Source organism: Streptomyces xanthophaeus (assembly GCF_000725805.1).
Lineage (GTDB): Bacteria > Actinomycetota > Actinomycetes > Streptomycetales > Streptomycetaceae > Streptomyces > Streptomyces xanthophaeus.
In genome coordinates this window covers 150166-163053 of sequence record NZ_JOFT01000022.1, presented here as the reverse complement: position 1 = coordinate 163053, position 12888 = coordinate 150166, and the positions used below count along the sequence as shown (strand labels likewise).

The 12888-nt window shown below is 70.3% G+C and carries 10 protein-coding genes; 6 read left to right on the top strand and 4 right to left on the bottom strand.

The genetic code is table 11. From position 1 onward, the window contains the following. Positions 1–108: 108 nt before the first annotated feature. The 3 genes from IO30_RS0115340 to IO30_RS0115330 are packed head-to-tail and all read left to right on the top strand — an operon-like array spanning position 109 to position 1713. Positions 109–474 carry a hypothetical protein gene (locus IO30_RS0115340; RefSeq protein WP_031143257.1) on the top strand — a complete coding sequence of 122 codons (366 nt, stop codon included), beginning with the start codon at positions 109–111 and terminating at the stop codon, positions 472–474. Further along, positions 471–1130 carry a nucleotidyl transferase AbiEii/AbiGii toxin family protein gene (locus IO30_RS0115335; RefSeq protein WP_031143255.1) on the top strand — a complete coding sequence of 220 codons (660 nt, stop codon included), beginning with the start codon at positions 471–473 and terminating at the stop codon, positions 1128–1130. The genes IO30_RS0115340 and IO30_RS0115335 overlap by 4 nt, the downstream gene beginning before the upstream one ends. Before the next feature lie 37 nt (positions 1131–1167). Next, entirely contained in the window at positions 1168–1713 is a 546-nt protein-coding gene (locus tag IO30_RS0115330) for a hypothetical protein (protein WP_031143253.1), read from the top strand. Between the two features lie 188 nt (positions 1714–1901). Here IO30_RS0115330 and IO30_RS0115325 read toward each other — a convergent pair whose 3' ends face one another. Beyond that, a complete protein-coding gene (locus tag IO30_RS0115325) occupies positions 1902–2246 on the bottom strand; it encodes a hypothetical protein (protein WP_157853314.1) in 345 nt (114 codons plus the stop codon). A gap of 331 nt (positions 2247–2577) precedes the next feature. Further along, complete coding sequence (locus IO30_RS46400; RefSeq protein WP_031143249.1) at positions 2578–3666, bottom strand: DivIVA domain-containing protein; 1089 nt, start codon at positions 3664–3666, stop codon at positions 2578–2580. A 268-nt stretch (positions 3667–3934) separates the two neighbouring features. Between IO30_RS46400 and IO30_RS45430 the strand changes: the two genes are divergently transcribed. Beyond that, entirely contained in the window at positions 3935–4096 is a 162-nt protein-coding gene (locus tag IO30_RS45430) for a hypothetical protein (RefSeq protein ID WP_157853312.1), read from the top strand. 94 nt (positions 4097–4190) lie between these two features. Here the strand turns inward: IO30_RS45430 and IO30_RS45425 are convergent, their stop codons facing one another. Further along, positions 4191–4331, bottom strand: coding sequence for a hypothetical protein (locus IO30_RS45425; RefSeq protein WP_157853310.1), 141 nt, complete (start codon positions 4329–4331; stop codon positions 4191–4193). A gap of 170 nt (positions 4332–4501) precedes the next feature. Between IO30_RS45425 and IO30_RS41975 the strand changes: the two genes are divergently transcribed. Both IO30_RS41975 and IO30_RS0115300 read left to right on the top strand, forming a co-directional pair. Next, the gene (locus IO30_RS41975; RefSeq protein WP_051902315.1) at positions 4502–6511 is read left to right on the top strand and encodes a tetratricopeptide repeat protein; all 2010 of its coding nucleotides are present in this window, start codon (positions 4502–4504) and stop codon (positions 6509–6511) included. Positions 6512–6742: 231 nt separating this feature from the next. Then, entirely contained in the window at positions 6743–9535 is a 2793-nt protein-coding gene (locus tag IO30_RS0115300; RefSeq protein ID WP_051902313.1) for a hypothetical protein, read from the top strand. 103 nt (positions 9536–9638) lie between these two features. Here IO30_RS0115300 and IO30_RS0115295 read toward each other — a convergent pair whose 3' ends face one another. Continuing rightward, positions 9639–12758: a DNRLRE domain-containing protein gene (locus tag IO30_RS0115295; protein ID WP_031143243.1), complete on the bottom strand. Its 3120-nt coding sequence runs from the start codon at positions 12756–12758 to the stop codon at positions 9639–9641. Positions 12759–12888 lie beyond the last annotated feature (130 nt).

Here is a 12888-nt window from a genome sequence, read left to right as displayed (position 1 = left end):
GCGCAGGGCCCCCCGGGCCCCCCGGGCCCCGCGGGCCCTGCGCGGCCCGGGGCCGGCGTGTCGCACCTGCGCTACCCGAGACGCACGGGACGCGGGATAATCAGGTCCATGGTCACGCTCTCCTCCACCGGCCCTGAGCCTTCCGCGGCTGAGGTACTGCACGCCAGGTACGCGAACCGGCTGCCCGCCTCGCTCGAGAAGCTCGCAGGCCCAGCCCACGGCGTGGTCCACCTCCCGCTGCACGTCGCCTGGTCCGGCCTGCGCTCCTACGACCTGGACCGCCCGCGCCTGCGGATGGGCATGTACCGCACCGTCCTGGCCGAGGGCCAGCACGAGGACCTCGTGAACCTCCTCAACCGCGACCTGCTCCTCGCCCAGTGGCCCACCCTGCGCACGCTGGTCCCCCGGCATCTGCGGCAGGCCTGGGAGAGCGCCTTCCCCGAGCTCACCCCCGCGGGATCAGCCGCCGCGTGAACCTCACCGACCTGCACCGTCGGCTCCTGAGCGCCGTCATCGACATCGGCACCCCCTACCCCCTGGTCATTACCGGCGGGTACGCCGTCCAGGCCCACGGCCTGGTCGACCGCCTCAGCCAGGACCTCGACGTCGCCACCGAGAACCCGGCACCCATGCCCGAGATCGTCGCCAGCCTCGAGCTCGGCCTGAACGCGCGCGGCTGGCGCGTACGCGTGATCGACGTGGACACGCTCTCGGCCCGGATGATGGTCACCGACCCGGACACCGACGAGGACTGCGAGGTCGACGTCCTCAAGGAGCACTTCTGGACCCCGCCGGCCCAGACCGAGTACGGCCCCGTCCTGGCCTTCGACTCCGTCATCGGCACGAAGGTCCGCGCCCTGGCCGACCGCGGCGCCGTACGCGACCTCATCGACGTCCACGCCGCTTCCGCACACCGTGACACCGGCGAACTGGAGCGCCTCGGGGAACGCCACGGCCGCGGCGAGTTCCGCCTCGAGGACCTCCGCGACCGCCTCGTCGGCGCGGACTGGGCCGACGACGAGGAGTTCACCGCGTACGGCCTCACCGAGGCTGAGACGACCGAGCTCCGCGCCTGGGCCCAGCGCTGGGCGAGCGACCTCGACCAGCGGCTGTACGCCGACGACGAGTGACAGCGGCTCGGTCAGTGCCTGCTGCGAGCATGTCGCCATGACGATCGCATCACCTGATCAGCGGCCCGACGAGGCCACCCTGGAGTTCCTGCGCTCAGCGTTCGAGCCGGAATGGCGGGAGCCGGCTCTCGGATACGAGGCCGTCTCGACGTGGGAAGCCGAGAACGGGGCCGTACTCCCGGAGCCGTACCGGAGCCTGGTCGCGGAAATCGCCAACGGCTCCTCGCTCGGGCCGCCGGAGGACGGCGGACTGCTGCCCCTGGGCTGGCTCACGCCGGCCTGGCCCCACCCAGCTGACCGGAACCCCGCGGCGCCGTTCCCGCTCCAGGAGACCTGGGCCTGGGAAGGCGAACCCCTCGTCGAAGATCACGACGAGCGCGTCGCCGATGTCCACGGCCACGGCTCCGTCGTGCTGGGCACCGACGACGAACTCTCCTACTGGGTGCTCGTCGTCACCGGCCCCCAACGCGGCAAGGTCTGGCTCCTCAGCGACGTAGGCGCCCACCCGTATCCGGGGCCGGAGGCGCTCGGCTTCCTGGAGTGGGTTCAGCGCTGGCAATCCGGCGACGGCTGGTGGGCCTGATCCGCAACGACAAGGCGCCCGATGCGCTGAGCGCCTGATTGCGAGGCTGCCATGACAAGCGCTGTGGTGGCGAGGTGTGGTGCTGACGTTGTGTCGGCGGGTCCGTGACAAGTGATCTTGACTGGAGCCGGGTCGTCCCTGCTGGTGCGCCGGAAACTGCGGTGCGTGTGGGCCGGGCGGCGACCGGCTTACGCCTCGTCGGCGAGGATCAGTTCGGCCATCGCAAGCAAGCCTCTGAAGACCCTGAGTCCCTCTCGGTAGTCCGCCGAACGCGCCAGCAGCGCGACGGCCGCACGGAGTTCCGGTAGGCAGTCCCGGAGAACCTCGACGGCGCCCGGGCCGGGAACGCCATCGTTGCTGAGGTAGGTCGTGACGCAGCCAGCCATGTTGAAATCCAGGTACGCGAGATCGTGTCTGTGATCAAACGGCACGTCGGGGAACGGTCCGGGGTGGTGCGCGGCCCACAGGAGGGCCACCTCGCTGACAATCGCCCGGTGCCGGTCGGGCCCGGGAGGCGGGATGAGAGTGGTCACGAAGCGATCCTCCCGCACACGCCGGGCCCCACCCGCCGCCGGCCTCCTTCGACCTGGCCGACAAACCTGACCACTTGGCTGAGCCCCTGGCCGCCATCTCCACGATCGTCAAGGAACGCGCGGCCGCCGAGCGGCAGACCGGCTCCCCGCCCCTTCCTCGATGGCACGTCAGAGCACTCGGGGGCTGAGCCAGTCAATATCGCCTGTCGGGGGACAGCCAGAGCAGGGGTGGGAACCGTTCGGGGGGCTTGCGTGCCTTGGTGATCCGGCGGGTCATGAGGGTGATGACGGTTCGGCGATCCCGAACACACCGCCCTGTCCGGCTCACGGACTAGCGGGCGTACGCTTTCGGGGCGCAGGGGTCCAGCTTGTCCCGGGCTGGCGAGGCGGTCGGCGTCGGTGTGGGGGTAGGGGTGGGCGTCGGCGTCGGTGTGGGCGTGGGACTCGGGGTCGGCTCGGGACTTGGTGTGGGTGAGGCTTCCGACGAAGAGCCGGAGGGGGGCCCGCTCGGGAAGCCGAACATCGGCCGCGGGGTGTAGTTGGGCGGGAACGTGATGAAGACCTCGGGCCTAGGGACGAACGCGGCCTGCTGGACGGTACCGCGGGCCTGGAGGCCGACTCCGGGGATGAGCCGGCCGGCGTCTTGGGCCCGGCAGTCGCCGGACGTGCCGAGGAAGGAGTCCCCCGTCAGGATCGCGGTCGTCGCCAGAGCGGCCACCGCGACCGCGGCAGCCAGCGGACGTAACGCGGGACGCAGCGCAAGGCCTGTCCCCTGCCGCCACCGCGACCGGCTCACGTCGGCAACGCCCGGCGCGTGCGGGGCTGCTCCCTGCCCCGCGGACGCCCGGTGGACCTGCCCGGCCTTCTCGCGGGCCCGGCGCAGGATTTCGTCGGCCTCCTTCTGGGCCTCGGCGCGCAGTTGTACGGCTTCGGCTTCCGCGCTCCCACGGATCCGGCCTGCTTCCGCGCGGGCGTCCTCGCGGACGGCCTGGGCTTCCTGCGCGGCATCGTCCAGGGTCTGCCGCACCGTGGCACGTAAGCGCTTGCTGGCAGGCTGGGCCTGACGCTGGAGCAGTTTGACGTCCCGCCACCGGCCCCGCCATTCGTCCAGGAGGTCGGTGTCGGCCTGGGACCCGGCGGCGGAACCCTGTTCCAGGTCTCGGGAGCGGGAGGTGGTGAGGACCCGGATCAGTTCGAGCAGTGCCTCCAGGGAGGTGAACCGCCTGCCGGAGAGCATCTCGTTGAGGCCGGCCTTGGTCAGCCGCGGCCTCACCGAGGCACCGGCCATGGTCGCGTAGGACGGTGCGCCGTGGTCGATGTGGAGCCGGTTCAGGTCGTGTGTGAACGCCTGCAGAGCGTCCTCGAACGCGGTGATGGCGGTGGCGTCGTGCGGTTCGATCCCGGGATCTGTCTGTGTCACCGGATCACCCCCCTGTCCGGAAAGCAACGCTAGAGGGAGCCGGGCGCGTACGTACACGGAATCTTCCGAACGTTGCTGAACGCTTGGCAGCGTTCGAGGTCAGGGCCGCTTCAGCTGCACGGTGACCGGCACTGTCCGGGTCCATGCGGGCCCGTACGGATCGCTAGGAACCCGCCCCTGCGGCCGCTCTCCTGGAGACATGACCCACACCGACGCGACACCCCAGACACCCGGCCCGGGACAGCCTCCCGGTCGCCCGGAACCGGCCATGCCCCCGGCAGCGGACCGGCACAGGCACCGCGACAGCATCGTGCTGATCGCCCTCCTCGCCGCCTGCGCCGGCGTCTACCTCGCCGTGGGAGCCACCGGCTTCGCCGGCGTCATCAGCGCTGTTACCGGCCTCTACGGCGCCTGGCACATGCGCCGCTGACCCACCGAAGGGCACCGGCCCGGTCCTCCCTCGCGGCAGGCCCGGTCCGGATTCGGCCGTGCCCCGGCCGCGAGACTGGGGCACGGGCGCCTGGTCACTGCGGAGGGTTCTCACCCTCGTGGTCCGTGTCGCCCTTGCGGGCCTCGCGGCGGGCCCGCCGGGTTTCCAGGGTGATGGTGAGCGCCGCTCCGACCAGGGTGAGGAGGTCGGCGGCGACGGCGAGGATGTCGTTCACGGGCTGCCCTTTCGAGTGCGGGGCCGCGGTGTGCGGCCGGTAGGCAGACCATGAACGGGAGTTGACTTATCCCGGCCCTCCAGACGGAACATCGCAGGTAAGTTGCGGACAGAACCGTGCTTGTCCCGGATGGAGCGGACAAACACACAGCACGCAGCAGGGGGCTACAGGTGGCGGGAGCGGACAAGCGCAAGGGCCGGCCGTGGGGGGCGATCCGGCCGGCGAACCCGGCGGCGGGCAAGCTCGCCGCGTTCCTGCGCGCCCAGGTCGAGGGTTCCGGCAAGACCCTCGCTGTGCTGGAGAAGGAGATCAACTACTCCACGACGCAGATCAGCTCCCTCCTCAGCGGACGGATCCCTTCGCAGCCGTTCGTCACCGCCCTGATCGGCGCGACGGTGCCCGCCCAGATGCGCGAACGCCGCCAGAGCGAGGCCGACGGCCTGTTATACGACGCGATGCACCCGCCCCGCACAGCCCCAGCCAGAGGCCTGACATCTGAGGCCACTGCGGGCGCCAGAGCAGGCGTCGTGGACGTGGCCGCGGCACAGGCGCAGCAGATCGAGACGTACGACCGGCTCACCCGAGCCCTGGAGCAGCAGGCGGAGCTCCGCCAGGCAGCCGACAACAGCGCCCGGCTGATCTGGATCCTTCTCAGCATGATCCACAACCTGACCGGCCGGGTCACCACGCTGACGCGGGAACGTGACGACGCCACGGGCCGGGAAGTGGTGGAGGCCGCCCAGGCCAAGCTCGCGCGCGCCCAGTCCCAGCAGGCCAAGGCCGAGAGCGAGCTCACGCGCGCCGAGGAGAAGAAGCAGCAGGCCGAAGACCTCTCCGCACGCCTGCAGGAACAGATCGACACGCTGACCGAAGAGCTCGACCGCCTCCGGGGCCAGGGAACCGCTCCTCACGAGCGCCTGCCCGACCTCGCTCACCTCGCCCCGGGCGAAGAGACCTCCGCCGACCCGGAAGCCGACGACATCGACGCGGTCCTGGAGCGGGTCAGCGCGGTCAACGACACCGACGACGACACCGTCAACCGCATCACCACCGAGCTCGGTGAACCATCACCCGCCTTTGTCCCGGACAACCCACCCACCAGCGCGGACATCCCGAACAAGACCGCAGAGCAGCTACGCGCCGAGGCCACCGCCGCCAGGGAGCGCGATGACTTTCAGGAAGCCTCCCGCCTCTACGGGCTTCTGGCCACGGCTTCAGCGGGCTTTCTCGGCCCGGACCACCGAGACACCCTCAACGCGCGTGCATGGCAAGCCAGCTGCACCGCCAAGTCAGGCGAAACCGGCATCGCACGAGACCTCTTCGCCGACCTGGTCTCCGACCGCACACGTGTTCTGGGCCCCGACCACTCCCTCACCCTTACGAGCCGGTACCAGCACGCCTACTACGTGGGTGAGGCGGGCGACCCGGGCGCTGCGCGGGACCTCATGGCCGCGGTCGCCTCCGACCGCACACGCGTTCTGGGAGCTGACCACCCCAACACCCTCTCGAGTCGAAACCAGCACGCCTACTTCGTAGGTGAGGCGAGCGACCCCGAAACCGCACGAGATCTCTTCGCCGACCTGGTCACCGACCGCGGACGTGTGCTCGGTCCCGACCACCCTCGGACCCTCATGAGCCGGTACCAGCACGCCTACTACGTGGGTGAGGCGGGCGACCCCGACACGGCGCGGGACCTCATGGCCGCGGTCACCTCCGATGAGAGCCGCGTCCTGGGCCCCGACCACCCCGACACCCTCATGAGCCGCCACTTGTACGCCTACTACGTGGGTAAGGCGGGCGACCCCGAAACCGCACGAGACCTCTTCGCCGACCTGGTCTCCGCCCGCAACCGCGTCCTGGGCCCCGACCACTTCGACACCCTCATGAGCCGGTACCAGCACGCCGACTACGTGGGTGAGGCGGGCGACCCGGACGCTGCGCGGGACCTCATGGCCGCGGTCGCCTCCGATGGGATCCGCGTCCTGGGCCCCGACCACCCCGACACCCTCACGAGCCGGTACCAGCACGCCTACTACGTGGGTGAGGCGGGCGACCCCGACACGGCGCGGGACCTCATGGCCGCGGTCGCTTCCGATGAGAGCCGCATCCTGGGCCCCGACCATCCCCAAACCCGCATCACCCGTTCCTGGCTCGATCAGGGCGAGACGGCCTCGGACTGAGGCGACCCGCGGGTGGCCACACCAGACCGTTCCGGTGGGGTGAGAACGACCCGTTGAAGACAGGCCGCGCTTGGGCGAAGCAGCAGGGCGGCGCATGGTGCCGTCCGCACCCGGGTCACGCCCCGGCTGCCCACGCCCGGCTTCGTCATCGCACGAATCCGATGGATATGCCCACGGCGACCTCGGCAGAGTTAGCATCCGCAGGTTCTGCAACTGGGGGAAGGACTGCAGATGGAGTCGTTACGGACGCTCGGGGAGACCTGGGCAGCGCGAGCGCGCAACTTCGCCGATCCTGCCGAGACCGACATCTATCGCCGGTGCGTGGAAGCCGCGCTGGAGCAGCCGGCCGCGGCCCAGCTGCTGAACATACGGCCCGGCGTGGGTCCCAGCGACGTGGCCTACGAACTGCAAGGGCTCTGGCACTTCAACCTCGCCGTCAGTCAGTCTTCCGGCTTGCGGCGCCGCTACTTGCGCAAGGCGTCCCAGGGGTTGGCGAGGACGCTGGCCAGGCACCGGGCCGCCGGTGCGGAGACCGAGTGGCACTGGCTGGCCGTCTGCCTGGGCGTCGCCTTCGCAACCCTCACCTGCCTCGTCCTCGCCGGCCTGCAAGCACTGCTCCTGACCGTTCTGGCCGTGGCCGCGGTGTTCGGGGCATTGGCCCTTCGGGGGGTGACGGGGCCGTGGAGGAACATCAGCCGCTCCCTGCTCGCAGGAGGACACGGGATCGTCTGGGTGATCCAGCGGGTCGACCTGGGATATCAGGCGGTCCTGTGGGGCGACGACCTCTACGTGAACGGGGTCGTGCCCATGACGATGCAGCGCATCCGTCACATGCTCGGCGACGACCCCGACTCCCTGTTCATTCCCGAGGGCTACGACGGCCTGGGCACGCCGCGCGCCTCCGGCTACGTCGTCGACACCGCGGCGGCCCGCCAGCTGAAGAGGAAACTGCAGTACCTCGACGACGGCACCATTGCCGTGTGCGGGCCCCGGGGTGCCGGCAAGACGACCCTCCTGCAGCAATGCGTCGACAAGGCCGGTTTCGGATTCCTCGCACAAGCCCCGGCCACCTACACCCCCCACGACTTCCTGCTGACGCTGTCCGTCCGGCTGTGCCGGACCTACATGACCCACGAGGGCTACGAGCCTCCTGAGTTCACCCGGCTCTCCCCGCTGGCGCGGCTGTTGCGCAGGGCGCGGCGGCGCGCCCGGGAAGTGGGGCGCTGGAGCACGTACGCGGTCCCGGCCGCCGCACTGCTCGTCCTGGGCCTGTCCCCGACGGTCCGGTCCCTCTACACCCAGTACGCCGGCTCCCTCGCGGACTTCGCACGCACATGGGCGGAGCGGGTCGTGGACCGTGTCCACGTCATCTGGGAGGGGCAGGCGGTCGCCGCCAGTGTGATCGTCGCCGTCATCGGCATCGTCTGGTGGAGGTCCCGGCACACGAACTGGCTGCCGGCCCTGGCAGCGCAGGTGTGGAAGCGGACCAGCGGCCCGCTCGGCATGCTCCTGGTCCTGCTGTCCGCCGTGGTGAGCGTGATGCTGGACCTGGCCGACGTCAGGGTGCACATCGACCTGTCCCCCCTGAGCGTGCGCGCCGAGGAACCGGTCAAGGTGCAGCCCATCCCGCCGATCGGACTCGGCACGATCGCCCGCGGCACGCTGCTGCTCGTCATCTGGCTGGCCTGCCGCCAGATGCGGTACTCCCGCACCACGTTCTGGGTGGGTCTGTGGCACATCAAGCCGGGGAAGATGTTCCGGCTGCTCGCACCGGCCGCGGGATTCGGCCTCCTCTACTTCCTGGTCACCGACCCGCAGATCCACGCGCTCCTGGCCGACCCCGAGAACCCGCTGCGCCTCGCGGGGGTCCTGGCGGGCACCCTGCTGATGAGGGCAGGAGGCTGGACTCCCCGCAAGGCAGAGCCCGAACTCGTCACCCGGTGCCGGAACTACCTCTACCGGCTGCAGACGACGCAGGCCTCCACCAGCGGGATGACCACCGGGGCCGCCCAGATCCTCAGCCTCGGCAGTACCCACAGCACCTCGCTCTCCACGATCCCGCCGAACTATCCCGAACTCGTGGAGGACTTCCGCACCCTCCTGAGGCTGATCGCCGAGGAACAGGCAGCCAAGGCCCAGAGCGTGGTCATCGCGATCGACGAGGTCGACCGCCTCGGCTCCGACACCCAGGCGCTGGCCTTCCTCAGTGAGATCAAAGCGATCCTGGGAGTCCCCGACGTCTACTTCCTGATCTCGGTCGCCGAAGACGTCGGCGCCGCATTCGTCCGCCGCGGGCTGCCCCACCGGGACGTCACCGACAGCTCGCTCGACGACATCATCCACGTCCAGCCCAGCACCCTGGCGGAATCCCGGACCGTCCTCGCGAAGCGCTCGGAGGCGCTCACCGACCCTTACATCATGCTGGCCCACGCCTTGTCCGGCGGCATCCTCCGAGACCTGCTCCGCTACGGGCTCCAGCTCAAGGAGATGCAGGACAAGGCCCAGTCCCACGAGCTCGCGGCCATCTCCCGCCACCTCATCCTGGAGGAGCTCTCGGAAACCCTCGCCGGCTTCAGGACGCTGCTGAGCAAACAGCAGTGGACCCTCAGCACCAGCGGTGTCCTCAGCGCCTTCAGGGCCCTCGGCGGCCACCTCCACGACATGAGCCCGGGCAACGCGGCCATGCTCCATGTGGCCCTGGCCGATTTCGCCGACTTCTACGCCACGAGTCCCGTCCCCGAGGACGAGCTCACCGATGCCGCCCGGCAGCTCATCGACGAGGCTTCCACCTACGCCTACTTCTCCCTCACCCTCCTCGACATCTTCAGCAGCGAAGGCATCGGCCGCCGCACCCGGCAGGCCGCCCGGCAAGGCCCTGACGGAGACCCCGAGCGGCTGGCGGAGGCACGCCGCGAACTCGGGATCTCCCCCTACAGCGCACGCGCACTCATCACCGACATCCGCAAGGCCTGGTCGCTCCCCCTGCAGGCGGCCGCCATCCGCATCCCGCCACCGGCGCGATGACCGGGCCCGCCCGCGGCCAGGGCAGCAGCAGGACGGCGCCGGCCCGGGGCTGTGTGCCCCGGCCCGGCGCCGTTCGTTCGTGGGTGTGGTGTGCAGGTGCGGGTCAGCCGATGGTGAGGAAGTCCGTCCAGCCGTCGTTGTCCGAGCCGGAGGGCATGCCCGGCATCCAGTCGGGTGCGCCGGTGAACAGGTACTGGGTGCCGTGGGGGCCCACGGTCCAGATGTCGGGGACGCCGTCGCCGTTGGTGTCGGGGGTGCCGAGCACCATGGGGAGTTCGGCGCGGCTCCAGTAGGTGGTGGCGTAGGTGTAGTCCTGGCCGCCGGCGGAGTCGGCGGCCGAGCGCAGGGACTTCAGGTCGGCCCCGCCGTTCGGGCCCGGCTTGCCCTTGCGCAGGGCGAGGCCGCGGTTGTGGTCGGCGTCGTCGCGGAAGATCAGGTCGGGGACCTTGTCCCCGGAGACGTCCCGCACTCCGACGATGTCGCGCGGGGCCCAGCCGGAGTTCAGCTTCGTGGCGGTGGCGAAGCTGGCTCCGCTGTAGCCGGTGAAGGCCCAGAAGCCGTCCGCGTCGAGGGCGAACAGGTCGGGGAAACCGTCACCGTCCACGTCCTCGCCGACGACGATCTGCCGCAGGGTCGCGGGGTCGGGTGCGCCTGCGGGCAGCAGGATCTCGATGCGGCGCCCGACGTCGAACTGGCCGGTGCCGGTGCCCGGGTAGACGTACATCTTCCCGTCGGGCATGCGCGCGATCAGGTCGGTGAGGCCGTCGCCGGGGTACCAGTCGGTGGAGTGGCCGATGAGGGCCGCTTTGCCGGTGGCGGGGTCCTTCCAGTAGCCGGGGGCGACGGGCTTGCCGTTCTCGACGGCGCCGGGGAGGTGGGCGTCGGTGTCGCCGACCTGGTCACCGCCGTAGGTGCGCAGGTTGCCGGCCGCGTCGATGGCGAGGAGGTCGGGGTGGCGGTCTCCGGTGACGTCGCCGGGTGTGTCCTGGCCGGCGGCGGGCCTGACGTAGAAGAGGTACTCGCTCGGCGGGGAGACGTTTCCGAACTTGCTGACGGTGCGGACGTACAGGACGTTGGGTCCTGCGGTGTCGACCTGGGTCTTGATGGAGGCCAGGTCCGCCTCCCACGGGACGGCCTTCTGGTCGAAGCTCGGCCGGTTCAGGCTCCACTGGTACTCGCGGATGTCCGCGGCCTGGGTGCCGTTGCCCCGGACCTCGATCCACTGGCCCGGCGTGCCGGCGGGGTTCACGCTCCACTCGGCCGCATCGGGGCCCGGCGCAGGGAACTGCTCGGAGCTCACGGCCGGGGAGCTGGGGGCGGTGTGGTCGACGGTGAAGGTGCACCAGCCGCCGCCTCCGGAGTCGAGCGGGCCGCTGCCCACCGTCCAGTGGTCCCAGTCGTTGGCGCGGGAGAGCCAGTGGTACTTCCTGCCGGAGGTGAAGCGGTCCCAGGGAATGTCCTTGGTGATCACGCCGTCGCTGTTGGGCCACAGCCACTCGTCGTGGACCTTCTGGCCGCTCTCCGCGTCCCAGATCTCGATCTGGAGCTGGCGCAGGTTCCCGTCGCGGTCGAATCCCCTGACCTGGAAGGTGATGTCCGTCTTGCCGATGCCGGTGCCGTTTCCGCTGGTCAGGCAAGGGCCGCCGGGGAAGGTGTTCATGTTCTCGGCGAGCGGGATGTCGGGCGGGCTGTTGTAGACGATCTCCAGGTACGGGGCGTTCTCACCGTTGGCGAGGAACTTCTTCCAGTACGTGGCGCTCGTCTCGTTGGGGGAGGCGAAGCCGAGGGAGAGGGCCTGCCAGCCGGCGCTGGCCGCCTGCCGGGCGAGCCCGGTGATGTCGGGGGCGATCCAGTTGTCGGGGCAGGCGCTCTTGTAGCCGTAGCCGGAGGACTCGGTGGCGACCTTGTTGCCCCAGTACGAGGACGTGTTCCCCCACGTGCTGGAGGAGGTGATGTAGGGCGTCGAGTAGACGTCCATCGGCCTGGCATCGCAGGACCACGAATGCGTCTGCAGAGCGCGCACCTTGGCCGAGTGAATTCCGGTGCCGCGCAATTCGGCGCCGAAGTCGAAATTGAAGATGGAACGGGCGGTGCCCACCGTGTCCGACTCGTAGCCGACACGGGCCTCCGACGTACCGCCAGGGTTGTAGTTCTGCCCGTTGAAGAAGCTTGAGTTCGGACTCTTCTTGTAGAGCAGGGTCCAGGACTGCTTGCGCCCCTTGAACGACGGGTCGATGAAAACCGGGTACACGGTTTCCGGAGCGCCCATCCACGAGGAGTCAGGGGTCAGCGAAAGCCTGTTCTCGGACAGTTCCGCCCGGGCGAAGGACTGGTGTGCGCCTTCAGCGCCCGCCATTCCGGGGAGGGAAAGCGTGGCGTGCTGCTTGCCTATCTCGGTCGGAATCCAGGCGGGTTCGTCGTCCGTGGTGGCGACCTTTCCGGACGAGTCCCACATCAGCGGCGACGGCGCCCCGGCGACTTCCTCACCCGCGGCGTCCCGGGCGCTGAGCGAGCCCGATGCACCGTCCAGATGGAACGTCAGGTCCGGGGAAGCCAGCTGGTACTGGAGCCGGCCGAGCAGGGGGTCGGCAGCGGCCTGCTTGTCCTTGACGACCAGGACGTGCGAGTAGCCGCCGTCCAGGGCGGTCAGCACCAGGTCGATGCCGGGCCGGACGTTCTCGTACAGGGCCCGCGGCCCGTCGATGACCGGGGCGGGCAGGGCACCCGGCCAGCTGACCACGATGTCGTGCCCGTCCGTATTGAGGCGGACGAGGTCGGTCCACACCTCACCCGGCGTGTCCCGCTTCAAAGCCACCCGGCTCACGCCACGGGCGGCGCGCTCCCCACCGGCGGCCTGCGGCGCACTCCCGGCGCTGAAGACCACGCGCCCGTTCACGGCCTTGGCGGCGAAGCCGTCCCCGACCCGCTCCAGGTCGGTGTCGATCGGCTTCCACTGCCCGCCCACCTTCGCGCGCACGGCCGAGTTGAAAACCTGCTTGCGGAACAGCCCGTCAGGCTGCGCCCAGGTCGTGGTGTTCGCGCTCTGCTCGGCCGTGACCTCGACGTCCTTGCCGGACTCCTCGGCCAGACGACGGGCTTCCGGCGCGGCGACGGGCGCACCGGCCTGCCCGTCCGGCCGGGCCTTCGGCTTCTGGCCGTCCGACAGGTACACCCCGGTCGGCACCGCAACGGCCACCGCGAGCAGGGCCGCCAGTCCCCCCATGACGCGACGGCGCCTGAACCAGCTGCGCGCCGGTGCGGCAACTTCACTTTCTGCAGGGGTTGTTGGCGGACTCTCGTCCACGGATTCACTGACAGCCATGGTTTTCTTCTCCCCCCTCGGGCGCGCACTT